At 57.4% G+C, this 26,053-nt stretch carries 13 protein-coding genes and 2 pseudogenes; 3 read left to right on the forward strand and 12 right to left on the reverse strand.

The features are described 5' to 3' along the window. Positions 1–891: 891 nt before the first annotated feature. On the forward strand, positions 892–1,218 hold the full coding sequence (locus NLN62_RS10095; RefSeq protein WP_371933112.1) for an H-NS family nucleoid-associated regulatory protein: 327 nt from the start codon (positions 892–894) through the stop codon (positions 1,216–1,218). Positions 1,219–1,542: 324 nt separating this feature from the next. On the opposite strand, the gene NLN62_RS10100 is transcribed toward NLN62_RS10095, so the two are convergent. The 7 genes and pseudogenes from NLN62_RS10100 to NLN62_RS10130 all read right to left on the reverse strand — a co-directional run bounded on the left by NLN62_RS10100 (position 1,543) and on the right by NLN62_RS10130 (position 11,931). Further along, positions 1,543–2,196 carry an FkbM family methyltransferase gene (locus NLN62_RS10100; RefSeq protein ID WP_254108630.1) on the reverse strand — a complete coding sequence of 218 codons (654 nt, stop codon included), beginning with the start codon at positions 2,194–2,196 and terminating at the stop codon, positions 1,543–1,545. A 290-nt stretch (positions 2,197–2,486) separates the two neighbouring features. Beyond that, positions 2,487–2,882 carry a response regulator gene (locus tag NLN62_RS10105; RefSeq protein ID WP_254108632.1) on the reverse strand — a complete coding sequence of 132 codons (396 nt, stop codon included), beginning with the start codon at positions 2,880–2,882 and terminating at the stop codon, positions 2,487–2,489. A gap of 2,949 nt (positions 2,883–5,831) precedes the next feature. Further along, positions 5,832–7,079 carry a dicarboxylate/amino acid:cation symporter gene (locus tag NLN62_RS10110; protein ID WP_254108633.1) on the reverse strand — a complete coding sequence of 416 codons (1,248 nt, stop codon included), beginning with the start codon at positions 7,077–7,079 and terminating at the stop codon, positions 5,832–5,834. A 48-nt stretch (positions 7,080–7,127) separates the two neighbouring features. After that, entirely contained in the window at positions 7,128–7,982 is an 855-nt protein-coding gene (locus NLN62_RS10115) for an electron transfer flavoprotein subunit beta/FixA family protein (protein ID WP_254108635.1), read from the reverse strand. 2,116 nt (positions 7,983–10,098) lie between these two features. Further along, entirely contained in the window at positions 10,099–11,043 is a 945-nt protein-coding gene (locus tag NLN62_RS10120; RefSeq protein WP_254108636.1) for a dihydrodipicolinate synthase family protein, read from the reverse strand. 384 nt (positions 11,044–11,427) lie between these two features. After that, positions 11,428–11,703 (reverse strand): annotated as a pseudogene (locus tag NLN62_RS10125) (hypothetical protein); the annotation flags it as partial. A gap of 27 nt (positions 11,704–11,730) precedes the next feature. Continuing rightward, positions 11,731–11,931, reverse strand: coding sequence for a hypothetical protein (locus NLN62_RS10130; protein WP_254108638.1), 201 nt, complete (start codon positions 11,929–11,931; stop codon positions 11,731–11,733). A 938-nt stretch (positions 11,932–12,869) separates the two neighbouring features. Here NLN62_RS10130 and gmd point away from each other — a divergent pair. Both gmd and NLN62_RS10140 read left to right on the forward strand, forming a co-directional pair. Continuing rightward, positions 12,870–13,954 (forward strand): annotated as a pseudogene (gene gmd, locus NLN62_RS10135) (GDP-mannose 4,6-dehydratase). Then, entirely contained in the window at positions 13,935–14,657 is a 723-nt protein-coding gene (locus tag NLN62_RS10140; RefSeq protein WP_305881666.1) for an NAD-dependent epimerase/dehydratase family protein, read from the forward strand. Before gmd ends, NLN62_RS10140 begins: the two are co-directional and overlap by 20 nt. Positions 14,658–14,867: 210 nt before the next feature. Here NLN62_RS10140 and NLN62_RS53375 read toward each other — a convergent pair whose 3' ends face one another. From NLN62_RS53375 to NLN62_RS10170, 5 genes are all read right to left on the reverse strand, one after another. Further along, positions 14,868–15,056, reverse strand: coding sequence for a hypothetical protein (locus tag NLN62_RS53375; RefSeq protein WP_371932949.1), 189 nt, complete (start codon positions 15,054–15,056; stop codon positions 14,868–14,870). A gap of 2 nt (positions 15,057–15,058) precedes the next feature. Beyond that, entirely contained in the window at positions 15,059–15,835 is a 777-nt protein-coding gene (locus tag NLN62_RS10150; protein WP_254108640.1) for a DUF4239 domain-containing protein, read from the reverse strand. A 657-nt stretch (positions 15,836–16,492) separates the two neighbouring features. Next, on the reverse strand, positions 16,493–17,224 hold the full coding sequence (locus NLN62_RS10160; RefSeq protein ID WP_254108641.1) for a 4'-phosphopantetheinyl transferase: 732 nt from the start codon (positions 17,222–17,224) through the stop codon (positions 16,493–16,495). Positions 17,225–17,869: 645 nt separating this feature from the next. Continuing rightward, positions 17,870–19,297 carry an MATE family efflux transporter gene (locus NLN62_RS10165; RefSeq protein WP_254108643.1) on the reverse strand — a complete coding sequence of 476 codons (1,428 nt, stop codon included), beginning with the start codon at positions 19,295–19,297 and terminating at the stop codon, positions 17,870–17,872. After that, positions 19,294–25,755, reverse strand: a complete 6,462-nt coding sequence (locus tag NLN62_RS10170) for a non-ribosomal peptide synthetase (protein ID WP_254108644.1) — start codon at positions 25,753–25,755, stop codon at positions 19,294–19,296. The genes NLN62_RS10165 and NLN62_RS10170 overlap by 4 nt, the downstream gene beginning before the upstream one ends. Positions 25,756–26,053: the final 298 nt, after the last annotated feature.

Raw genomic sequence — 26,053 nt, forward strand, 5'->3', positions numbered from 1 at the left:
GAAACTCTCGCCCGGAACGATATTTTGCCGCAGAAACCGTAGCCGACACAGATTCACTCAAGGTCCGTATTTTCTCGACAAACTTGCGGTTGGTGGAACGGCCCATGCGGGAACGCTCGTCTCTCGCCAGCCGCGCTATGGGAAACGAGCGCCGAGTCACCCGAAAGCATTGACTAGGCCGTCAGATCAACTCGCTATGGATTTATCACGATAGGCACCTGAAACGCGGTGCTGTCTTGATAATTTGGCGCGGCATGCGGAGATGGTGCGGCTCTTCGAGTCAGAAAGGAGAGCCCTGCCTGTTGCGGTCGCTCCTGCAGGTTGGCGCAGGGTTGACCGATTCCTCAGAACTCCTAGATGGAGGCTCCTCTCGACTGCAATCCGAAGGCTGCGAAATGAAGGTCAAAGAGCTTATCGAGCTTCTGTCAGGATGTGAGCAAGATGCTGATGTCATCATTCCGGACTCGTCTTCGCCACGCGAGGCTTTCGCAGTGGTGAAAGCCGTCCAGACTGGATGGATTTATAATCCCCGGCTTGCGGTCGAGGATATGTCATTTTGGATTGACGGTGTCGACCATGTTGAACCGCCGCGCGGTAGCTATGTAGCTCGTGGAGTGAGGTTGCTCGGTCCGAGATGTGGACCAGTCCTGGCAATCCAATAGATTGCCCAGAAAGAAGCAACTAGTGTCGTTGATACTCTAGCCATCGATTGGCTTCGTTGTTCTCCGACAACGCTGTAGGGCCGGCTCCCAGGCTCTTCTGCGGCCTTAGCGAGCTCATTCGTTTCGCTCCTCGAAAATCGCGCCTTGTCTATTACTTCGCGCGCGACTATTTAATGCGATGAAATTTCGAGCATGGCAGATCGCAATGAAGATGAATGACCTGAGGTCAATGAGTGTCGACGAGCTGTGGAGTCTCCACGAGAAGGTGTCCGCAGCTCTCGCTCAACGGATTACGGCGGAAAAGGTCAAACTAGAGGAGCGGCTGCGAACCATCGGAAGGGGCGATAAGCTCGCCCGGCCAGGCCGTGAGCGTCGGCCCTACCCGCCTGTGCGGCCAAAGTATAGAAATCCAAAGAACCCGGAGCAAACTTGGTCGGGGCGCGGGAAACCACCGCGATGGCTCAGCCCGCAACTTCGTGCCGGCCGGAAGTTGGATGATTTCCTTATCGACCGATCTGCTCGTAAGCGTCGCCACAAGGCTTCACAAGCCGGTTAGCAATGCTTGCTTCGATCTATGCGGCTATGGGCCCAATTAACTCTGAACGACTACGGTTTTCTTCCTGCCTATGTCGCAAAAGCTCAATATCCCGGCCTCGCCAGGAGTCTCGGCTCCCAGCTCGCGCACTTCCCGGTTACCGATCGTGCAACTCGAAAGAGCAACCGCGTGCGGCAAGCGCCTAGGGCATGAATTTTCCATGCCCTTCAACTACCGGCGACGGGTACCGCGCCACGGATCTCGAACAAGCCTATCTCGACTGCTGGCGCATCTGTTCGGGTTCGGCCGAAGCACCTCGGGCAGTAAAGAAAAGCAGAGGCCGAGCTAACAGCTCGTATTCCTGAGCAATACATCACCCTCCACTGCGCGGGGATAGACCGTTACCACTTCGAATGATGGCAAGAGATCAAGGATGGCTCGCAATGACAGCTGCCCTTCGTAAAGCTCTCGGTCGCTATATTCCGTGTAGATGAAGCGCGTATTGCTCAAGGTCCGTCTGCCGCCAGCGATGACATCGGACTCCGCTCCCTGAACATCCATCCAGATCAAATCAATCTTGTTCAGGTTAACTTCGCTGCTCCAGTCATCCAGCCTTCGCGTTTCAACGGAGATCGGATGATCGAATCGAACCCAATCATACTCGGCAAGATGATTCTTTGGCCGGCGTATTGAGCCCGAGAGGTCCCATCCCTCCGCCTCTCCATCTCCATTACTTGGATGAAATTCAATATTCCCGTTTCGATCGCTAATCGCGTACTCAAACAGCCTTACATTCTTGACGTCCTGCATGTTCCTCTTAAAGCGAACCAACGCTCGCAGGTCAGGTTCAAAGCAGTAGAACTGTGCTTCGGGGCGAAGCTGGAGAAAACGTCTCGCATCGGTTCCGTCATAAGAGCCGATGTCCAAGATAACGGGGCCTTGACTTTCCAGAAGTGAAACGATCTGGTGATGAACTTCCAAAGGGTTAAGGTCTAGCATGAGCTTTAGGCCTCTCGCACGGATCGCTTTTGAGCTTCGGTCGACTTCTTTGAACTAGGGCAGTATTTCGGTTGAATGTCTGAACTCCTTAATGCACATGCGGCGCCTGCCATGCGATGATATCAACCGAGCTCTGGTGGCTTGAGTTGACCGTCTTATGCTTTGGAAGGCAGGCTTGTTGCCGAGAAACGATTTAACTTCGGCGTGACTAGAACTCGCATCCGATTTGCGGCCAGGAGCCGACTCCGGTGGTTACGCACGAAGAGGTCGCCAAGCCGGGTCCGATCAAATCAAGGGGCCCTCCGAAGCGTCGTCCGGTCTTTGAGCGTCGCTTTGATGCACGCGAGCAGCTCGCCATTGCTGAATGACTTGCGCAGGAGATGCGATACGCCGGCTTTCAGCGCGCGAGCTTGGTTGTCGTCGTCGAGTTCAGCCAAAAGAAGTATAGTGGGAATTTCGTTTCCGGACGCGACGAGCAGCTCATGCAAGTCTAGCCCATTCGTGCTCGGCAGCTGCATGTCCGCGATCAAGCAAGACGTGCTGATGAAACGCTTTGAATTCAGGAAGTCATGTGCACTGTGGAACAGATATGGGACGCAGCCTGCTGAAATCAGCATATTCAATAATGGTTCGTACACCGCCAGATCGTCACACACGACCGAGATGATATCGAGCGTGTGGGCCATTCGCACCAGATCTAACAGGGACCTTTTCTGAACCTTCGGCGCAACTTGACCGCACTGCACACGATCCTTTTGAAGAAGCATCAGACACCCACACTCGACAGCTCTCGCCTTCGTCGCGAGGCTAAGGTGACATCGAGGCGTGCCTCAAGTGTACGGTGGTAGGTAGCCCACATCGAAGAGGTTGGAAGACCTATACGAAGGTTTGCTGACGTCGCCGACCACAGGGCTCCGACAATACTTGGTGCGAGTCGGCGAATACACGTTACTGAAATTGGCATCCGCCCACGATGCTCAACGCAGACTTGAGAATTCCTCTCGCGCCTAACCATCCTGATACGCCCTGACGTCTCTCCGGACCGGTCTTTTTTATCCGCCGTTCCCGGCAGTTCGTAAAATCAATTGTATCGATAGGACATATCCGAACAATGGATGGGTTTTCTTGTATCGGGGCAATGCGGGCGAATGACCAGGAGGGAAAGACCGCTCCGCACAATAGGTTATGGAGCCATGGGCGGAGTTTCTAAAGACCCTCAAAATGGATCGATGGCCGATCAATTGCATTCGGCCGGCGGATCGGCGCGCAGCCCGTTATCCTTCACGAGATCAGATTCTCCTTGATCGCGCGAGCTCCAGTTTGAGGCGGGTCCAATCGGTCAGTGTCACTTGACCCGTATTTGTGCAGCCAGTGTGGCCGCTTCAGATGGGCCAATCCCGACTATACCGACGAACCCCGAGGGCGGCATCGGAATTTCCTGGCTAGTCGGCCTCCAGAGATGCAGACAGTAACGGCTGTTGTTCACGTATTCGGACTGGGGCGGATGAAGCTGCATCACGCACTCTTCCTCGTCCCAAAAGAGATCCTTGACGAAGCACATCTCCTGCCAATTCGGACAACGCCGCGGTGTCGAGACGGAGACATGCTCCCAGCGCGGACGGAGCAATCCAATGATTTTTAGTTTGCAGCCGCAGGGTCCCTGCACAAAGAAGAGACCGCAAGGACCTGATCCTGGTGCGCTGGCGAATTGTCCATATCGTACGCGACCAGCTTCGAGCTGGTCCACAATCTGCGCTCTCATGCTACCTCCTTTGCCACGCAGATACATCGGATCTGATGTAGATCGCGTTCCGCTCGAACCTTCTTCGTTCCAGACTGGCACTGCTGTGCAATGCCAGTCTGCCCCTTCTACTGTCACGGGACCTACGGGCGCATGTCGCTAGGTGCCCTGCCCTCGATAAAGCGGCACCGCTCCCCCGATTGACGAGACGACCGCTTCCCGATCCGTTCACGTCCTGCATCGTGAGATGCGCCATTGTGTCCTCACCGGCAGTTCGGCGCTGCGTGGGCGCGCCTCAACCTGGTGCGAGGAACGATCGCGCTGAAGATGGAAGCGCCCCACACCCAGCGCCTTTGAACGCTACAACTCGCGGCAGTCCCCGTGGCTCGATCGCTTGATCCACTTTGCAGAACACGACCTCGATTCGAGCCTATCAGGCGCGGATGAAGCAAAGCGTTAGTTTAGTCATCACTGACCATGCACCGAGCTCCATTGCTCGTTCGTTACAAGCTACCAGCGCTTCGTCGTTTGAAACGAGCGGCGGCATTTTTACGGCTTTTGGCTTCGACAAGACCATATGTTCACCGTCGCCGTGGTTAGACCACACCAAGTCGTTTCGCAGCAGTTTGGGAAGCCCGTGACGGCTGCGCAGCCGACCGGCGAGAGACAACCCTGTCGTTATTTGTCCCGACGGCGGTATCGATGTTATTCTCATTCTGCCAATCGCCGACGTCGCCAAGCGGGGAAGACGGACAACTGGATGCGCCGCCCTCCCTCAAGGCTGCCCTCTCCTGCATTGCCGGCCATGAGCGAGCGTTTCGAAACGCGCGTTGGGACCAATGGCAATCCTGACATCGCTTGTCCTCCCTTCATCGCGCATTCGACTGGAACGTTCGGCACATGCGTTGACCTCGCACACAGCCAACTCTCCTCAAGATCCGATTACATCGGCTGACGTGTCGCCGTAAGCTTGTTCACGATTGTCGCTAGTCCTACAACCTGCCGCTACGTTAGATTCAAGTCATTCCAACAACGCAGCCGAGCCCTATTTGTCCACCGGCCAGCAACGCACTCTGTTGTCGGCGACATTTGCCGCTCAACAAGATGGTAGCGATTGATGAGACTGGCAGATAAAAGAGCAGCTTCGGTGCGGCGTTAAACCGCCAGGCGCTCGGAGAGGGATTGCCAATTCCGGCCACGAACTCTGCTAAGCGGTTGGCGCGAGTTAAAGAAGGGGACTAGTCATGCAAGCGCGGCGAGCCTGGACCATCAAATCCCTAACACATCGAGATGCGGACATCGAACGACTTCAGGCTCAGCTGAACGAACTGAACCAACGCCTGAACGAACTTAGATGTCCCGTTCTAGATCGGTCGAATGTAGCGGCTATTCGGGCAAGAGCACTTACGCTATCTCGCGAAATTGACGAGATTCGTTCCTCGGCGAGCGGGATTGACGCGTTAACAGAACTTCTCCGGAGATAGTCTGGGCTCGTTGCGGCGTCGTAGCAAGGCGGTTCTGCAACGGCGAAGGGCTCGATGCCGCCACCTCCACATGCCCCTTCGGCCTGTTCGCCAGCTCGCGTCCGATGTTCGCGAGCCCCCAACCAAAATCTGTCCATGGTTTGACCGTGAAGTCCCCTGGCATCTCGTTCTGGCGCAAAAAAATTGGACCGGCGGGTCGCTCTCCGCTCAAGCCTCCTTCGGCAATAGTTACATTTACATTAATGCGCAAACCCAACGACGGGTCTCGACGTGCCGCTGCTACTCCTTCCACCAGCGGCGCAGAGATTAGCCTCGCTGCCGAGCCAGCACCAGCTGGTCGCTATCGCACTGCATCCAAGGCGTCAGGCCTGCAAAGTTTGCCGTAGTTCTCTGATACTTGTCCGATCGATTTAGCGGCAGACCCGCCCACTGAGCTCCTTGCGATCGAGTTCGCCTTCCCACCAGGCGACGACCACGCAGGCGACGCCGTTGCCGCAGAGATTGGTCAGCGCGCGGCATTCGCTCATGAATTTGTCGATACCGAGCACGATTGCCATGCCCGGCACGAGCCGCGGATCGACCACCGCCAGCGTCGCGGCGAGCGTGATGAAACCGGCACCGGTGATGCCGGAGGCGCCTTTCGAGGTCAGCATCGCCACCACCAGGATAGTGAGCTGTTGGCCCAAGGTGAGATCGAAGCCGAGCGCCTGCGCGATGAACAGGCTCGCCAGCGTCATGTAGATGTTGGTGCCGTCGAGGTTGAACGAGTAGCCCGTGGGCACCACAAGGCCGACCACGGACTTCGAGCAGCCCAGCCGCTCGAGCTTCTCCATCAAGGACGGCAGCGCGCTTTCCGACGACGAGGTGCCGAGCACGATCAACAGCTCGTCCTTGATGTAGGCGAGGAACTGGAAGATCGAGAAGCCGGCAAGACGCGCGATGGTTCCGAGCACGATGAGCACGAACAGCGCAGCGGTGGCGTAGAACGTCGCGATCAGTCCGATCAGGTTGAGGATCGCACTGGTGCCGAACGTGCCGATGGTATAGGCCATCGCGCCGAATGCGCCGATCGGCGCTGCGCGCATCACGATCGCGATGACGCCGAACACGGCATGGGCGGCATCGTCGATGAAGTTTCGGATTGCGTGGCCGCGCTCGCCGAGCCCCATGATGGCGAAGCCAAACAGCACAGAGAACAGCAGAACCTGGAGGATCTCACCTTGGGCAAACGCGCCGACCACAGTGTCCGGGATGATGTGCAGGATGAAGTCGACGGTCTTTTGTCCCTCAGCGTGCTTGGCGTAGTTGACAACCGCCTTTGCGTTCGCCGCTGCGCTACCGAAGCCCGCACCCGGGCGAACCAGATTGCCGACGACGAGCCCGATCACGAGCGCAAACGTCGAAACGATCTCGAAATAGACCAGCGCCTTGACGCCGATGCGGCCGACCTTCTTGGCGTCCTGGATGTGGGCGATGCCCGAGACCACGGTACAGAAGATGATCGGGGCGATCACCATCTTGATCAGCTTGACGAAGCCGTCGCCCATCGCCTTGATCCAGTCGTTGGTGGCGAGCGAGGGCCACAGCCAGCCGACGACGGTGCCCATGACAATGGCGATCAGCACCTGGGCGTATAGAATCTTGTACCAAGGCTTCATGGGCAGCACCACGGCGCGACAATAGCGGGAGATTTCAACGGCTCATCGCTACGGCTTCAGATCAGAAGCGCGCGCCAGGGCTGCAAGTTCAGTTTCTAGCTTTGGCCGGTGCTTAAAGATCGCGTCGATCAACGCCGGTACAGGCTGCTCGGTGTCCTCCACCAGCATTGCTCTCTCGGCGCGCTTGGAGGGGGCGAAGACACGCTTAACGATAGTCGGCGAGCCTTTAAGGCCGCATTTCGAGATATCTGCAACGCCTGCGTCCTGCGCGTTCCATTTGACGATGTCGGTGCGTGCCGCACGCAACGCATCCATCATGCTCCCTCGCCGAATCTCGTTTGTCGCCTCTAGCATGGTAATGAGACATGGCAGCTTTGTGCGCAACACCTGCACACCGCCTTCCGAGCGTCGCTCAACCTCGATCGCGCGCGATGCCAGATCCAGGCTCGTGATCCCGGCGACATAAGTGAGTTGCACCACTCCGAGCCGTTTGGCAATGCCAGGCCCAACCTGTGCGGTATCACCATCGATCGTCTGCTTGCCGGCAAAGATGAGGTCGGGTGGCCCATACTCCTCTCCGATTTTGCGAATGGCCGTTGCCAGCGCGTAAGTGGTCGCAAGCGTGTCGGCCCCCGCGAAAACACGATCGGTGAGCAACACCGCACGATCTGCACCGAACGTCAGTGCCTTTCGCAGCGAGTCTTCGGCGGCTATCGGCCCCATGGTGAGAACCGTGACCTCGCCGCCAATCTTGTCGCGCAGCTCCAGCGCGGCCTCGAGCGCGAACAAGTCGTAAGGATTGACGATCGTCGGGACGCCCTGGCGCATGATGGTGTTGGTCACGGGATGCACGCGTATCTGCGCGGAGTCCGGAACCTGCTTTATGCAGACGACGTTGTGCATCGACGATCTCTCCAAAGGCTGCAGGGAATTGAATTGAAACGGCAAGTCTCATGCCTGTGAACGGACTTCCAAAATTGGACGTCGATGTAGGGATGTGTCGGAGTCACCGAGGGCGTCGGTCGGTGTCTTAAGCTCAACAATTCCGACGGCACGTCGCAGATAGGACAATGCTTTTCGCAAATTCCGGCCGCGTACGACAAAGCGATGCTGCGATTCGTGAAGACATTCCATACGCGTATCCTCCGGGCGCCCTTGAGCTTAGGCGGTGTCATTGCGAATTGCCGCCAGGTCGATGGGAGTTCCTGGCTGAGAACGACGGGGCGGGCCTGACGCACGAGCAGGGGCGCACCTGGCCCGCCCCTACATCACCAGGCTGGGTGGCGATGCTACGTTGAACAAAGCAAGCAACGTGCCGCAATCGAGAACGGTGCTTTCACAAGCAATTCGCACGAGCACCTTCCAAGGAAGGGCTACCGAACATCAAATCATCCGAATTGTCAGCAACGCAACAATTGGTTGCTTCGCGAGCCGTCGCGATGGGCTGGCGATAGTCCGCAATCATAGTGATTCTCTGCTTTTTGCTTTTCATCAGAGGCGTCTTTCGGCGTTTGGACTTACCTGGGGTATCCTCGATCACCGAAAGAGATTTGTGCGAGCTGGAGGCACGCGTTCTAAACGTGATTCGTAAGTGGCGGGCCCGGGCTGCCTAGCAATCCGAGCCCATAGCCTCAGCAATCCGGCAAGTCGGTTGTTCGGCTACAAATACAACGTTGATGGAGACGCTCGGAAAACGCATTGATGTCGCTCAAGAGATCCGTATCGGAAAGTTCGGTCGCGCAACTCGCATGTGTGAATAGCGGCCGACTTGAGATCGCACAACCTGATGCCATCCAAGATTCAAGACTCCTTATACGCCGGGGGTTGAACCGTACGTAGCGTCAGGTTGTAGGGATAGTTCAACGGCGTTGCTTTCTTTTGAAAAGAGGTCCTGCGACCTCCGACTTTGTGCCTACGCTAGCGGTGCACTTTCGTAGACGTCGGAAAACCCATGATGGTGGGCAGAGTTAAACGGATCTTGGCTTGCTCGACAGGACTCAGTTGCTTGCAGAGTTGGACGTTCAATAGTCCTGTCGGGTGGACGCTCGCGTGATCGCCTTTAAACCAACAGGATATATCATGGCACGATTTGCGCGCCCCGCTGAACGGAGCGCCTATGGAAGGCATTGATTTGTTTGTCTTGGTCATGGCAGGGATGACCTTGGGAGGATTGGCTGCCGCCATCGCACGCGAAGGGTCTGAGCGCGAGTTTTGCTGGTGGAAGCATCTCGCATTGTGGGCTGCCGCAATCGCGCTGCTCTGCATTATCGCCCATAAGATAGTTGAGGCCGAGGCCAACCGCGGCGTCGAATTAGACAGTATAAGTCCAGGCACGACGCTGCCGCTAGCCGCCAGCCCTTCCCGAGACAGCAGTTATGGGCCTCCATCCACGCAGAGTGCGACAAGCTGGCGAGGAGGGTCGCCGCCGCCAGACCTTCACGAGCGTCAAATCCCATGCCGCGAGGCTTGGTGCCCTGATGATTGATCTGAAGGATCTCTGTGAGCTAAACGCGACGGCCGTGCAGGACCGGGCATCGAACAACCGCAAAGTCCGATATAAACTCAAACTTGATGTTCCTTTCGCGGGGGGGAGCATCGTCCCTGTGCCGCTCGGCGTGCGACGAAAGGTTTGCGTCTCCGCCAGAACAGGCTTGACGTGACCACCGCTGCGGTCCTGCATCACTGATGCGACCGAACTGTCGTCAACCTCAGCCGCCCCTTTGCGCGCATCAGCGAAGCCGGCGCGACTGCTCTATAACGCAGATCGCCCGGCAATGGCGCTGCCACGCGCGTAACCACATACAGTACGGGCACGAACGGCCAATCGCAGCGGCTTTCCCTGACACGAGGTCTATGGCCGGTGAACTGGTCCATGAGAGTGTGTGAACGACCAGATCGCTCGCATATTGTATCTCTTCACGATCATGGTGCGAACAAGAACTCGGAGAACACTGATATTTGCATCGATCTGCCGGGAAGTGCGATGGCCACCCCCGTTGATCCGTCTCGCTATCAGCGGCTACGCCGCATTGGGCGCTTTCTTGTCGAGCAACCCGGCCTCGATCAGCGCCTGTTCAATACCCATGATCTCCGAGGGATCGAGCTTCACCAAGGGCGGCCGCACCACTGCGCGCGGCAATCTGCCGAGCAGTACCAGAGCTTCTTTCATGCGGTTGTGCATATCGACGAACGGATCGGCGTAGAACACGCGCGTCAACGGCTCGATACGATCATTGAGCCGCTTGGCCTCGGCGAGATCGTTGCCCTGCACGGCACGGTATAGGCGCACTTGCAATTCCGCGATAACGCTTCCGGAGCCCGATAGCAATCCATTGCAGCCGAGCACCAGCGAAGAGAACAGCCAGGCGCTGTGGGTCGTAAGCACGTTCACAGATCGCGGCAGATTTTGCAGCGTGCGCACGTGCCACTCATGATGCGGCACGTTGCCGACCCAGTCCTTGATGGCGCAAACGGTCGGCACCTCCTCGCACAGCTTCAGCAGTGCGTCCTTCGGATAGGTTTGACCAGTTGCGAGCGGATATTGGAACACGATCAGCGGCAGGTCGGTCGCATCGGCGATGCACTTGAAATGAGAGAGAGCCATTTGCGGCGTCTGGCCGAGGCTGAACGCCGCCGGCGAAAACACCAGGAGTGCGGAGGCGCCGCCTAGCGTTGCCATGCGGGCCGCCTCGAGGCTGCCATTCGCCCAGATGCCGGTGATCAGCGGCAGCTTGGCTCCGATTTCGTCCTGCGCGATATCAAGCACACGGCGCTGCTCGTCGAAACTGCAGGATGCGACCTCGGTCGAATGAGCGTTGACGGTGATGGCCGAAAGACCTTCGACGGAGCTCACATCTCGAAGGTGCTTGCGGACGCTCGCCTCGTCAATGGCCTGATTATTGTCAAACGGTAGCAGGACCTCCGGGATCACGCCGTGCGGAACATAGTTCACGTGGCGGGGCATAGCTCGTCTCCTGTCAGTCGTTCATCCGGAAATCGCGGGTAAAGCGCGCGAACCCAGAATACAGAAACGAACGCTGAACGAGTACGTCTGCATTTTCCGGGTTTGCCATGTCTCGTCTTCGAGGGATGATAAACATTTCGCCATCGCCTTCACCCGGCGCGCTGACTTAGCCGACTTCTCCGATAGTCGATCGGCGGCAACGCGCACCATGCGCGCTTCTGGAGGATCTTTCACGACCGTCGCCAGATCTGATTTGAAATTCCGATCGCGCCGAGGACCTGGGCGTCGAAACATCGCACTTCAGCGCGGCGCAGCGTGACATCACCGGCCGGGATCAATTGATCAATCGTCCGCTTCGCGTTGCTCGGAAGCAGATGCGCTCGTCTTTGACGGCGCCTCCGCGCCGACCTGGCGCGCTTCCATCAGATCGAGGAGGGCGCGACCCTTTTCCGTGATGCGCCAGCCACCATTTACCCGCTCAACGAGCTTCTGCGTAAAAATGTCGAGGTTCGGGACACGGGCGGCCATTCTCTTGGTGCGCTCGGCCCAGTCTCGACCACTCGTCGCTAGAATGGCCATGTCGCGTTTGAGCTCCGCCATCGGCGCGAATCCGTCCGGGTAGCTCACAAGGATCTTAAGAACGGTAACCTGGAAATTCACCTGCGTGGGAGATCATATTGTCCGCGCCTACCGCCACATGGTCGGTGCATCGCGAAGTGCTTCGAGGCCAATCTGTTTGAGGCGGTCGGGTATCGTTTCACCTCTGGTGGCGGCTTCCAGAAGCTTAGCGGCAACATGCGCGCGGACGCCAGTCTCGTAGCGCGAAATGCGCGCGCAGACCTCCTCGAGGACCGCGCGCAGAAGCTCGGCGGTAGCCGAATCCACCATTTGGAGATCTCCCGCGTGCTCGACATGAGGAAGATAATACGGATCGCGCGTTCCGAAATTCAAGTGGGATGAATGACCTAGCTTCCAACCGTGCTTTCTGCGCCCTTGTCGCAACGCCACCGGGCGGGCTGCCCTTCGTTGTTCGATTGCGGCGGCTCGGCTTCGATCGCACTTGTCGCCGCATCTACTCTCACTTGAATTTTCGGAGTTCTGCTTCGGCGCGGCGCTCGAGCTCCTTTACTTGGCGGCCATTTCTATCCGGCACTCCACGCCAGCCTGCGCCCTGTCGAAGTCCAACACAGTCCTACGAGCAGGCTCATCTTCGCTTGGAGTCCAGCACAATGTCTGGCTCTGGCATCCGCGCGGCGGTAGAGATGGCCAGTCATGCCGTCACCTGCCGAATTGAGAATGTGCTTTACCTTGTGCTTCTTCAGCGATTCCCAGACAATCGGCGCGTGAAAAAGGTTAGAGCTTACACTGCATGGTAGCCAGCTTTCGAGTTTGATGAGTGCAACGAGTTCGTACTTCGGCGCACAAATTCCGCGTCTGGTTGCAATTTTCGACGGATTTCACTTGTTTCGCTCACGGTGCTCTCACGATTTGCATCTATCTTTGCTTGCTCGAAGATTGTGCCACCCGAATAACAGGATGACGAGCCTGCGATTGCAGATAAGGGGTTGAAGCTGGGTTTGAGGCCTTTAGCCGCCTCGGGACGCCTTTGGCGTAGATGCTCTGAACGTCATCACGGCGCCGGAAAACCGAGGAGCAGGCGAAAACTTCGTAAAATCAATGCCGTAAACGTCTATTGTCCTTAGGCATTCATTTCTTTATCACCGTGGATGGTTTTGAGGGCTTGAACAGAGCTTCCGTCGGGGTACGGGCGGAGGGTGACTGAGGGGCACGTAAAACCGATCGGTTCGTTTGCACCAGGGTAGAATTTGACAAGTCAGAACTCTCAACGGCGGGTCGCTTTGATTACCGGCGTGACCGGGCAGGATGGCGCCTATCTCTCCGAATATCTATTATCGCTCGGCTATGTCGTGCATGGCATCAAGCGACGGTCCTCTTCCTTCAATACCGCGCGCGTCGATCATCTCTATCAGGACCGGCATGCCGGGAACGTGCCGTTTCTGATGCACTACGGCGACATGACCGACTCGACCAATCTGATCCGCTTGATCCAGCAGATCCGACCGACCGAGATCTACAACCTTGCCGCCCAGAGCCATGTCGGCGTGAGCTTTGAAAGCCCAGAATATACTGCAAACGCCAAAGCGATCGGCGTGCTGCGCCTGCTCGAGGCGATCCGGATCCTTGGCCTGGAGAAAGAGACACGCTTCTACAGGCTTCTACTTCCGAGCTTTACGGCCTGGTTCAGGAAGTCCCCCAGAAGGAGACCACGCCGTTCTATCCGCGCTCGCCCTATGGTGTGGCCAAACTGTACGGCTACTGGATCACGGTGAACTATCGCGAAGCCTACGGCATATTCCCAAGTAACGGCGTCCTCTTCAATCACGAGAGCCCAGTCCGCGGCGAGACCTTTGTTACCCGTAAGATCACCCGCGCCGTCGCCCGCATTGAGGTCGGTCTTGAGGAGACGCTCTACCTCGGCAACCTCGAAGCCAAGCGCGACTGGGGGCATGCACGCGACTATATCGAGGGCATGTACATGATTTTGCAGGCGGACCAGCCCGATGATTTCGTGCTCGCGACCGGCGAGACGCGGTCGATGCGCGAGATGGTCCAGCTTGCATTTGCCGAGGTCGGCCGCCGCATCGAGTGGCGCAGCAAGGGCGTCGATGAGACTGGTGTTGACGCGAAGAGCGGTAAGACCGTGGTTCGAATCGATCCGACCTATTTCCGTCCGACAGAGGTTGATCTTCTCATTGGGGATGCCAGCAAAGCGCGCGAGCAGCTCGGCTGGAAGCCGAAGCGCAGCTTTGCGCAGCTCGTGCAGGAGATGGTGGCAAGCGATCTAGACGAGGCGAAGCGGGAGGCCGCCGGTGGCCGCCACACCGTTTGAGCTGAAAGGGAAATCCGTCTATGTCGCCGGCCATCGCGGTATGGTCGGGGCCGCGCTCATGCGGCGCCTTGTGCAGGAAAATGCGCGCCTCGTCATCTTGGAGCGAAGCGAGGTCGATCTGCGCGACCAGGCTCAGGTGTTCGACTGGTTCGCCAAGGCACGGCCACAGGTCGTGTTCTTGGCTGCCGCCAAGGTCGGCGGCATCAAGATGGTGGAAGCCTATCGCAGTCAGTACGGAAGCGACTTCATCAGCGTGATGCCAAGCAACCTGTACGGCCCCCGCGACAACTACCACCCCGAATATAGCCACGTCGTCGCAGCCCTGATCCGCCGCTTTCACGAAGCCAAAGTCGCTGATAAAAGAAGCGTCGTGGTGTGGGGCACGGGCGCGCCACGCCGTGAATTCCTCTATGTCGACGACATGGCGGATGCCTGCGTGCATCTGATGAAGACCTATTCGGGGGCCGATCTCGTCAACATCGGTACCGGCGAGGACATCACCATCGGCGAGTTCGCCCGCGTCGTTGCCGACATCGTCGGCTATCGAGGTGAAATCACTTTCGACACCTCGCGTCCCGACGGTCCCCCCCGTAAGTTGCTCGACGTCAGCCGACTCGCAAAGCTGGGCTGGCGCGCGAAAACCTCCCTGAAAGATGGCATCCAGCAAGCTTACCAAGCCTTTCTGACATCAGGCAACGACTGAAGAAGATTGCCCGGCTACAAAGCCCAGTCCACGGCGAGACTTTGTCGCCCGTCAGATCACCCGCGCCGTCGGCCGCATTGAGGCCGGCCTGGAGGATTCGCTCCATCTCGACTAGCTCGATGCCAGCCGCGACTGAGGGCGTGCACGAGATCATGTAAGACAAGCACGTGATCCTGCAGGCCGACAAGTCCCGGGACCGGCGAGCCACGGTCAGTGTGCGAGATGGTCGAGTTCGCGTTTGCCGAGGTCGGCCTCGAATGGCGCGGCAAAGGCGTCGAAGAAACTGGCATCGATACCAAGAGCTATAAGGCCGTTGAGCTCGCCATAACGTCGGTAAGACCATCTCCCGGTTGCATCAATGCCGGAGTGGCTTGCATTCATTGCAAGAAGCTGATGCATCCTCATTCCGCTGCAATTTTGGTGAGCTCTGCCAGTGGTCCCGGTTCTACTCGGATATCACCGGAAAAAGGACGCTCTTGCAGGCCAATGAGTCCCAGCGCTATCACAACGGCTACTGAGAACACGGTTAATGCCGTAATTTGCGCACCGACCTTCTTCAGGTGCACCAATCCGATCGATATTTGTGTGACCACGCCAAGGATGAGGACGAGAATCCATTTGGCATCGATGGTGCGGTCGGAAGCCAAGGCGAGCCGTTCGGAACGCGCGCTGCCCGCTCCGACTGCGGCATTTAACAAGGCTGTCTGCACTGCCCCGCCCGCTACTTGAGCGATCTGCGGATCGCTCACTTCTCGCAGCAAGGCGTCATAGGCGGGACCAGGCGAAGCGGCCTTCTGGTCCTGTGCCATCGCCGGCCACTCGTCGTCCACGAGGGCGGCGACGTATTTCGCAACCACTGAGCGGAGGCTGGCCATGTCCGAGACGGACGCGTGACTAACAGCATAGATGTTGCGCAGCTCCGCCGCCTCTGACTGCACCGCGCGGGCCGCTTGACGGTTGCGATCGGTTATATCATTGGCCAGAAATCCGGTCAGGAACGCAAACAACACTCCGACCGTGCCGAAAAACGGAGCGACCACGCCTTCTACGCGGCGCATCGGCACAACCGTTGCAGGGCTGAAACTCGCGATCACAATGACAGCGCCGGTCGTTGCGTAAAGAGTGATGAGGACAGCGAACAAGTCAAATATCGGAAGGTCCAGCCAAGCTTTGATCATTGGGTTAGCCGATCCTCTGATGCAAGGCGCAGGCTCCGATTGAAGCATATGAGCATTCGGCCGCCCGATAGTGCATTGCCAGCGAAAGCACAACTCTGGGCCCGCGCTGGAACGGTCCAGGGATTGGGTTCGTTCGCTTAAGGATCATAATTCTCTCAGACTTTTTTCATGGCTTTTGCAAGGGCCAACTCTGGGCAAGAGATCACCTCGCTGCGACATTTGGTCCGCATGGTACAGCCCGCCTACGTGATGCCTTATGTCCACCCGAACAAGACGGGTGCCGCGGATGCAGAAGCGGCTTGTGAGCTGGCCGCCGGCCGACAACGGCCGAACAACAAGCCGCGGGTATGATTTGTGGACGCGGAAATGCTGATGAGGCAGCGTAGCCTGACATGCGTGTCGACAAGGTCGAATTGGACATTGTGGCAGGCACCGCAAAGTCGCTGACAATTCTTCGGAACGAAAACGACGACAGAATCCGTGGTGCCGCCCGCTACGCCCGCTGAACAGATAGAGCTGCTTATACGTTCAGGCGCGAAAATAACCCGGTCAATGCCCCTTCCTCCTCGACGTCTGACGTGAATGCAGGACGACCATCATCGTCTGCAGCGACAGGCCGCCGAATCGACCGTGTAGCGGGCACCAATGCCTGCCGGATCAACTCATTTCCATGCGAATGCCCCGGGCAAGGTTTGCAAGCTTCGTAGCGCGACACTCCGAGCCTCGAAATCGCACCGCCAATGCAAGGATGCCCCCGAGAAACGGGAGATAAATTCCATTGATAGTGCGACTGCCGAAACTCGTAGGTTTTTCCGGATTGATGATCTCCGCCTCGAACAACCCACTCTGGTCACCTGCCCTGACACTGACATCTTGAAAATCGAGGAATTCACCGGTTTCTGGCGAATAGGACTTGTATACAGCTTCCTTGATTACGAAGATTAGTTTCGGGCCAAGGCGATTGCTGGACCATTCCCGACGCTGTAGTTCCGCGCAGGTGCATATGATTGGCAGAAGGTCGGCTCCGAGCGGCTCGTCATCTTCGATGTCTAATCCCAGAGCGAGGACGTTCCTTGAGCGTCCCGCAACGGCCCCACAGTCGGATGAAGAGTGGGAAATGCTCCCGACGACTCCGAGAGGCCAAAGAGGAGCCCGATCACTTCTAGACAAAATGGGAACAGGAGTGAAGCCGAGGCGACGCAATGCTTCATGGGCGTGATGCCGCCCCCAAGCGAATTCACGCCGACGACGCAGGGCTACGTTTCCTAACATTTTCACCTCAAGAGGAAACAGAGGGGGAGCGGGATCATATATTGGTCCGCCCGAAAAGCTGATATCGTTCGCCAAAGCTGTGCCGATGGCGGCTCCTAACGTCGTGAGCGCTTTCATAGATGTGACAAGCCCCTTCTCTCGCGGTAGTGCGCCTGAGACGACGTCAATAGCATTCGGTCATTTCGCTGAAATGCTGGCACGCGCTTTGTGTGCTCGCTCCTCCTTGCGGGTGCCGGAGCGCGAGATGTCGATCGCCGGGAAGGTCCGCTTGTCCGAGACCTTGCGGTCGTGCGATGTTCTGCATCAGCACGGTTTTACCGGTGCGCGTGGGGCGATATGCGCTCCGAAGTTCCTTTTTTTGAGGAAGCGCAATAGCTGCACTCGTTGTGAGTGGTCGGGAGATGTACCGCATGTTTTTGCGCCTCGGCTTCAGATCGTTCTCGGCGAGGTGGCGCGGTTACGCCCCAGCTGCGCGAATGGTTCGAGGCCAAGCCGAGGCGAGCCAGGCAGCGAACTCCTTCTCAAATTAGAATGACCCAAGCGATCACGCGGTGCCCCGATCTCGGCTGGCTCGCAGGTCCGGCTCGGCGTCCACTTCCGATTGCCGTGGCGGTGGCCTGCAACATCCAGCGCGCCACCCCTCAAGACGAATACTATTGCGCATGGCTTTTGCGCGTTGCGCTCGTCATGACTTTGGAGCGCAACACCTCCCCGGCTAGGCCTCATGCTCTGGGCTCCGGTGATATGATATGTGTTGCCAGGTCACCCCACAATCTCGATTGGTCCTGAAGCAGGGTGCCGGAGCGCGCGTCTGAGCTCAGCGAACTGGTGGAACATGACAAACAGCGCGATCATTCCGGCGCCCAGCTCGGCGATTGCTTGACTGGCCAACACTCCGTTGAAACCCGATATGATCGGGAAAAACAGTACCGCCGGTATGAAAAGATAGCCTTGCCTCGCGAAGGACACAACTGCGCTGAGGCGCGCTCTCCCGAACGAATGAAGCATCGTCGTCACGAAACTCTCAATACCAAAAAGTCCAAAAAAAAGATGGAAGACGATGCAGGTCGAGATGCCAATTTCCCTGACCTTATCGCTATCGCTGAACAGGTTGACCAAAGGCCGGGCAAAAGTCACAACGGCTGCAGAATATGCAACCGAGAAAGCGACATTTATAGAGAGTATGAGCTTCGCAGCCTTCAGCACTCGAGCAAAGTCCCGTGCGCCCCAGCCGAAACCGAGGACAGCTTGAGAGCCTATACAGAAGCCAGTGATAGGCAGTGCGCCGATCGTCAAGATCCGCACAGCTATTCCCACGGCCGCGATGGACTCGTCCCCGAACGGTGCGGCAGCTCCGTATAAGAGCATCACGGCAATAGCAGATAAAATGCTGGTCATGGACGCCGGCGCACCTATCGACGCGAGCTGTCTGATGCGATCGGCTCGCAACGAGACGTGAGATATCCTGACGAGGACTATCCCGCGGAGCGTCGTAAAATACGCGATATAGAGGCTGATCGCAGCGATCTGGGACACAAGCGTTGCGAGGGCAGCGCCTCGCACACCGAGGTCCAGTAGGAATATGAAGATCGGATCAAGCACAGCGTTCAGTATGAAGGCGGTAACCATGGTCCACATGCTGAATCGTGTATTGCCTTCGGCTCTGACAACAAATCCGTTGACGATATTGAGAAGCATCAACGTGTACCCGAACAAAAGCGTCGCTGCGTAGTCGAGCGCCATGGGCATGATGGTTGGAGTCGCGCCGAGCGTTAAGAAGATCCCTCGCAGGCTTGGAAGCAGAGCGAACGTAACAGTGATACCGATCGGAGCCGCGAGCGCAAGTGCGGTGCTCGCGTCTTTGCTCGCCTCCAGGTACTCACCAGCGCCAAGATGACGGGATATAATCGACGCTGTTCCAACACCGATCCCCTGTCCAGCTGCCGCGAGCAGGACCACGATTGGCAAGGCCATGCTGACAGCTGCAATCGCCTGTGGGCCAAGTGCGCCAACAAAGATCGCGTTGACGACCTGCTGTAGCGCGTTGATCGATAAGCCAACAACAGAGGGAATGGCGAGCCGCAGAATGAGACTCGAGAGATTTGGGTCCGAAAGGTCACTATGCGGGCTCTTTTTTGTTATCACACCGCGATCGCTCTCGATGGCGAATTCCGCATCGGGTTCATTCATGGGTGAACGTGCCGCGAACTGTTCCGAAATTCGCTAATCGTCTCCAAAAGCTCCTGTTGCAATGTTGTGCAAAGATTACGGGTCGGCTCATAACCGACTTGGCTTGAATCGTACCTCGCTTCGATCTGTAGCTGGCCGGCTTGATATCCGACATCGAACCACAAGAGATGACCCACGGACGCCTCATCCATGTCTTCGCCGATCCAGAGTGGAGAGGGTTCCTTGGCTAGGAGACGGCGTGGAAAATGGCGCTGCACACCCGCTCGATAATTCAATCCAATTCTTGGTAGGGGCAGGCGATCGACCCGGCTCCGCACGGCTGGATCTCGGTTAAGGAATTTCATGGCCCGAAGCCCTATTCCCCTGCGCGGCAGGGCATTGCGCTGGCGGTATATTGAACGCGCACGATCGGAGCGGCGCTTCGTTCCTGTCAGTCTCAAGGGAAGCGGAACAAGCTCGCTGATATTGCCGATGATTTGAGATGATTCGAGATCGTCAAACACCCGACCTCGGATTGAGGTAAGGTTATCGATCCAAAGCGAGTAGTTGCCGCAGACGCGTCCGAAGGCGCCAGATATAGCGGCAAGAAAGACATCGACGTCCTGACAATGCGCCCATCTGGCTGCAATATTGAAGAGGTCGGCCGTCGCTTCTTTGTCGATCTCAAGATAGTATTTGGCCTGATCTTCCCAAAGGGGGCGGCAGTTCGCTTCGTCCACGCGACGTTCAAGTCGCGCATAGTGAAGCTCTCTCGCGGTCACTTTCGAAAAGCTCGCGCCGCCTGATGAAGTGTCGCTGACGTGGAAATCGAACTGATGGTAGTCAATTCCCTCCCAGTATGTGAGTTCCGTCGGCGCTTCGCTGTTCGCGTAGTGCTCAAGGCGCTTCCACCATGGAGCGAGCATTTGTATGCTCTCGGCACCACTCTCGATATGGCCCGAAGCAAGCGCGTTGTACGCCGTATCCAATGCTTCCAGGAACAGTCGATAGCCGATCCCGTCCACTACAAAATGATGCATCAGGACCAGCAGATAGTAATCGCCGCTTTCCGCGGTGCGGAAGGCCGTGACGTTAACAAGAGGCCTCTGGCCATCAAACCGAAACATGTGCTGACGTCTTGCCGAGATGCTCTCGATCATCTTGCGCTGCTGAAGGACGTTCATTCCGACAAGATCGATCTCTTCCACGAGGCGTTCGGCCACGGACCGTCCGATTGTCAGACGTAGGCCCTCAACAGTTCGAGCAATATGGAGTCTGAGGCCTTCGTGCCTATCCATGACATGGGCAAGGGCGCGCTCCAGCGTTCGGGCGTCCAGGATGCCGGCGGGCAAGAAGAACAGATCGCCGATGTTGAAATGCTCATCGAAGCCGGCAAGACGGTTCCAAGGTGAGATTACGGGGGTCACTGGCAATGAGCCGTCTGGGGAACGGAAGGCATCGCGTGCAACCGCTTCGTCTGCCGCCAATTCCCTGATGGTCGGTGTTCGATGGAGCCGCTCGACGGTGAGATTCAGCCCGGCTTTGCGCGCCAGCGTGACGCAGCGCACGCTGAGAAGAGAATCTCCGCCGATATCAAAGAAGCTCCGATCTAGTCCGACCGACTTGGCGCCTAATAGATCCTGCCAGATCTCAGCAAGAATGCGCTCCTTTTTCGTGCGGGGCTCAGCACATGGAACTGGCCCGACCTCGCGGGTGGGAATGGACGACAGGCGAGAACGATCTATCTTCCCACTTGCCGTAAGGGGGACGCTGTCAACCAAACGGAAGGCGGCAGGGATCATGTAGGACGGCAATGTGTGGCGCAGGTGAGTGATGATATCTCCAGAGCTCAGACTGTCGCGAGCCTGAACCACGTTAGCGATCAAGCGACGATGATTATCCATGCCTTCCGCGACCACAGCGGCCTTTGCGATTGCAGGATGAGACTCAAGAGCCGTTTCGACCTCCTCCAGCTCGACGCGAAAGCCCCGTATTTTGATCTGATTGTCCGATCGGCCGCAAATTTCGAGCAGACCGTTGGTTGAGATGCGTGCGATATCGCCACTTCGATAGAGAACGCTGTATTGGCCGTCATCATAGGGATTGCGGACGAAACAGCGGTTGGTCCGATCCTGATCCCGCCAGTACCCAGCGCTGACGCAACGTCCGGCGATGCAGAGTTCGCCGGCAGCTCCGACAGGGACTCTCTTCAACTGGGCATCGAGAACGTAGAGTTTGACGTTATCGATTGGGCGTCCAACGGGGACAAGCGACGAGCCGTTGCAGGCGTCCGATGTTTCATAGACTGCTGCATTGGACGCACATTCCGTAGCACCGTAAAAGTTCCACAATGGCACGTCCGGGAACTTTGCACGCCAGCCACCGGGGAGCGAGGAAGGCATCGGTTCGGCGCTGCTTGTGACCAGCCGCAAGGCTGTCGGTCGCGACTGCCGTTCTTGCGAAGCAATGATGCCGGACAGGAGGGGGGGCGAGGCAAATAAATGTGTCACGCGACGTTTTGCCAACGTGCATAACAACAGATCTGGATCCAGCAACTGCTCCTGGGTCAGGATCAGCGTAGGTACACCCTTCAGAAGCCCCCCAAAGTACTCCCAAGAGGAAGCAACAAGGGAAGCGGACTTCTGGACAACCATAACGTCGGTACGCTCGAAGGGAAAGCGTCGCCACATCCAGTTCAGCCGATTGAGGGTTGCCGATTCCGGTATGAGAACCCCCTTCGGCTTCCCGGTTGAGGACGAGGTGTATATAAGGCTTGCAATTCCCTGATCTGATGGTTTGTCGCTGCGCCCAAAATCGTGCGCGCCCACGCTGGACCCTTCTAGGGTCAATAGACAGACCGACGGCACGTCGAAACCAGGTTCATCGGTATTTGCGTGAACCAAGAGCCTTGCCTGACTATCTCGTAGGATATGTTCGATCCGATCACGCGGACAGTCCGGCGATATTGGGACAACCACGGCCTGCAGGGCTCGTGTCGCGAGAATAACCGCCGCCACGTCAGACGACCGGTCGACCAGCATGGCGATCATATCGCCAGCCCTCACGTCCGAAGCTCGCAATAGCGACCTGATAGCTGCTACGCGCTCGCACAGTTGGCCGAATGTGATCTCGCCGAAATTGCCAAAATATGCCACCCGGCTCCGATTAGAGACGCTGATTTGCTCGAACGCCTCGACAAGCGAGCATTCAGTCTCATATGGCTGCGCCGAGCCATTTAGCGAGTCCAGCATAGCGAGCTCTAACGCGCTGAGGCAGCTCAGATCTCTAATGGGCGCAAGCGGTTTCTCAATGCAGGCTGCAATCAGACAGCGCAGATTGTCGGCCATGCGGACAATCAGATCGCTCGAAAATATGTCTTCCGCATACGCTAGCTGGAGGACAATTTCATCGCCCAGATCTTGCGCGTACAATGTCAGATCGAATTTTACATAGCCGGTCTCATATTCGCGGAATGTCAGATCCAAATCATGTTTGCCGGGTGGCTCCGCGGCCTCGGAGTACATGTTGAACATGACCTGGAAGATCGGCGAGCGTCCCGCTTCGCGATGTACACGGGCATCCCTTACCATCCAGCCGAATGGATATGCCGAATTTGCGATGGCACTGCTGACGAGGTCCTGGACGCGCAGGGCATGAACCACAAAGGATTGGCCGACATCGATCGCGGTGCGGATCGGCAGCATATTCAGGAAAAATCCAACAATTTCTGTGCTGCCAGGTTGATCCCGTACGACGTGCGGTATGCCAACGAGAATATCGTCCTGGCCGCTATACATCCGCAGCAGCAGCTTGAAGCATGCGAGGAGTGTTGTCGACGTGGTGCACCTATGTCGGCGGGCAAACTCCCGGACCTGATTGGAGAGCTCGCTGCGAAGCAGCACCGCATGCGAGGCGCCGCGGTAGGAATTTGTCTGCAGCCGCGCTCGTCCCGTTCCAAGCGAAAGCACCGGCGGATCATCACCAATCTGACGACGCCAATAATTACGCTGGTTGGCCAGCGCTTCTGTAGTCGTGTGTTGCGTTTCCCAGAGCGCGTAGGTCGAAAGTGACGCGCGGTTCTCTGGCGAGAACGACGCAGGATCTACGTACCTTTGTCGAAGGTCCCTAAGCAGAACGGAGATCGACCAGGCATCGATGATGATTTCGTGAGCGGTGATCAGTATGAGATGGTTGTCGGGGCCAAAACGGATCATACGCGCGCGGAACAGGTGTCCTTGGCTGAGATCAAAGCTGCCGTTCAGCTCTGTTCGCCGTAACTCTGCTATCAGCTCCTCAGCTTCCTGCGCCGTGAGGTGAGATGCATCGACCAATTCAAGGCTTGCGCATTGCGGAGCATCGAAAAGCTGAACCGGACCGTTTTCGTCCGTGAAACGTGCAGAAAGTGCCTGATGGGAGTGAACAACATCGGTCCAGGCACCATTGAACGCGGCCGGATCGATGATGCCTCTTAGTCGCAGGCCGCCTTGAATGATGTAGTTCCTGGCAGACGGATCGAGCTGCGACAAAAACCATAGGTGCTCCTGAACTCGCGTCAGGGGCGCTCGCATAAGCTTGCCGTGCGCCGGGGCTGTGCACGGTTTCGATTCGACTCGGGCCGAGATCGACGCCGCAAGAGACCGGACCGTTCCATTCAGAACCAGCCTGAAATCCACTCTTGCTCCGAGCTGGGTCTGCAGCCGGCCCAATATGAGCATGGCCCGAAGCGAGTCTCCGCCGAGGCTAATGAACTCGTCATTGACGCCAATGTTCTCAATACGCAGAATTTCGGACCAAATTTGGCACAGCCGAGCTTCGAGCTCTGTTTGCGGCTCCTCGAATGGAGTCGGCAAGAGAGGGCGAACGCCGGTCGGGTCCGGCAAGGCTCCAAAATCGACCTTTCCGTTGCTGGTCAGTGGAATACTGTCGACGTGAATGATCCTTTCTGGGAGCATGTAGGTGGGAAGCGATTCGGCCAGGAAGGTCTGAAGCTCGCCCTCCCCTACTTCTGGCGGGGCTGACACATACGCGATGAGTCGCCTCGATCCGGTTTCTCCCTCGACCCCGGTTATGTCTCTCGCCGTAAGCTTTACGCCTGCGCAGACCGAGGCGACCACGGCGGCGCCACGTACCAATTGATGGGCGGAAAGCCGGGCCTCGATTTCTCCCAGCTCAATTCTGTGCCCGCGAATTTTGACCTGACGGTCCCGTCGACCGAGACATTCCAAGAGGCCATCGGAACGAACTCGCCCGAGATCGCCTGTCCGGTATAGGCGCTGGAACGAAGGATCGTTCGAGAACGGGTTTGGCCCAAAGGCATCCTCGGTGCGGGCATCGTCATTGACGTAACCAGCAGCGACACCAATGCCGCTAACACAGATTTCGCCGACCTCTCCCGTGTTGCACAGCCGCGGTCCGTCCGCGATATAAACCTCAAGGTTAGAAATCGCTTTGCCGACCGGCACATACGTGTCAGCCAGCGCGGGAGCGACGGAAAGCAGATGATGCGTAACGCCGTCCGCGCACTCGGTCGGCCCGTAGTGGTTGAGAATGGGAACCTGGGGATATAGGGCAAGCCACGCGCGCGCCAGTCCGGGTGTTAGAGGTTCTCCGACCGTAGAAATACTCCGCAAAGCATCCAAAGCTCGCTCAGCGGCCGCAAGCGACTGCAGATATTCAACAAATATCGCAAGCATCGACGGCACGAATTGAACGACCGTCCCGCGGTATTGTTGAATGGCTTGGAGAAGAGATACTGGCGATTTCAGTGTCGCATCATCGATGATCGCGATACAGCCTCCGACACAAAGTCCCGCCAGAAGCTGCCACAGCGAGATGTCAAAGCAGTGCGACGCTGTCTGCGCGACGCAATCCGTCCGAGTGAGATTTAAAGCGTCAATCTTTGCCACCAGATGATTATTGAGGGCTGCGCGCTCAATCATTGCGCCCTTCGGCTGGCCCGTCGAACCAGACGTAAACAGAATGTAGGCTACTCCACCCTCGTTCGGTGATGGTACAACGGACGAAGTCTGGCCCTCGCGCAACGCCGCCTCTATCGTCACGAATTGGGTGGTGGCCTTGCTGGTAGCCTGGAATAGGCTGAGCTGCTCCAGCTGGTCCGGGCCAATAATCAGAGCGCAGCGGCTCTGCTCGATCATGAATGATGTGCGGGAAACCGGTAACGATGGATCGAGAGGCAGGTAGGTTGATCCAGCCTTCAAAATTGCGACGACCGCCGTCGCCCAGTCGAGGTCTCGCTCACCCCAATAGCCGACCACCGCGCCGTGAGCCACCTTCTCTCGTAACGTCCTCGCGAGCGCATCAGATCTTGATCGCAGTGCTTGGTAGGTGAGTGCGTCTACGCCGTACCTGAGTGCAACCCTTTCCGGATCCGAGCTTGCAAGCCGATCGATCGCCATGATGGCGTCGAGCGGTTGACCTTCCACGAGCGGATTTTTGCCCGACCGATTTTCCGTAGGCATACGCCTGCCGCCATTCCTCACCCTGTGCGGCCTTTCAGCCAGAACATCGAGGGTCCTGAATGGGTTGTGCGTTGCTTAGCCACCCTGGTTCTGCCAGTCATAATACGCCGATTTGCCTATTTGCTAGCTTCTCGCTTTTTGCGTTCACGATGTCCTCGATGATCGGCAGGGAACATGACCGAACGCTAGGGCCTCAAGTTGGCGGTGGCATCTACCGGATCTTGTAGTAGACACGCGCCTAATCTGCATGACACCCGCAATCAGCGCCTCCAGAGACTCGGCTCCGGCCTGTGATTTC

The organism is Bradyrhizobium sp. CCGUVB23 (assembly GCF_024199885.1).
GTDB lineage: Bacteria > Pseudomonadota > Alphaproteobacteria > Rhizobiales > Xanthobacteraceae > Bradyrhizobium.

Coding starts and splice junctions, on each gene's coding strand:
- NLN62_RS10095 (WP_371933112.1), top strand. CDS start 892: ATGAGTGTCGACGAGCTGTGGAGTCTCCACGAGAAGGTGTCCGCAGCT.
- NLN62_RS10100 (WP_254108630.1), bottom strand. CDS start 2,196: ATGCTAGACCTTAACCCTTTGGAAGTTCATCACCAGATCGTTTCACTT.
- NLN62_RS10105 (WP_254108632.1), bottom strand. CDS start 2,882: ATGGCCCACACGCTCGATATCATCTCGGTCGTGTGTGACGATCTGGCG.
- NLN62_RS10110 (WP_254108633.1), bottom strand. CDS start 7,079: ATGAAGCCTTGGTACAAGATTCTATACGCCCAGGTGCTGATCGCCATT.
- NLN62_RS10115 (WP_254108635.1), bottom strand. CDS start 7,982: ATGCACAACGTCGTCTGCATAAAGCAGGTTCCGGACTCCGCGCAGATA.
- NLN62_RS10120 (WP_254108636.1), bottom strand. CDS start 11,043: ATGCCCCGCCACGTGAACTATGTTCCGCACGGCGTGATCCCGGAGGTC.
- NLN62_RS10130 (WP_254108638.1), bottom strand. CDS start 11,931: ATGGTGGATTCGGCTACCGCCGAGCTTCTGCGCGCGGTCCTCGAGGAG.
- NLN62_RS53375 (WP_371932949.1), bottom strand. CDS start 15,056: ATGCATCAGCTTCTTGCAATGAATGCAAGCCACTCCGGCATTGATGCA.
- NLN62_RS10150 (WP_254108640.1), bottom strand. CDS start 15,835: ATGATCAAAGCTTGGCTGGACCTTCCGATATTTGACTTGTTCGCTGTC.
- NLN62_RS10160 (WP_254108641.1), bottom strand. CDS start 17,224: ATGAAAGCGCTCACGACGTTAGGAGCCGCCATCGGCACAGCTTTGGCG.
- NLN62_RS10165 (WP_254108643.1), bottom strand. CDS start 19,297: ATGAATGAACCCGATGCGGAATTCGCCATCGAGAGCGATCGCGGTGTG.
- NLN62_RS10170 (WP_254108644.1), bottom strand. CDS start 25,755: ATGCCTACGGAAAATCGGTCGGGCAAAAATCCGCTCGTGGAAGGTCAA.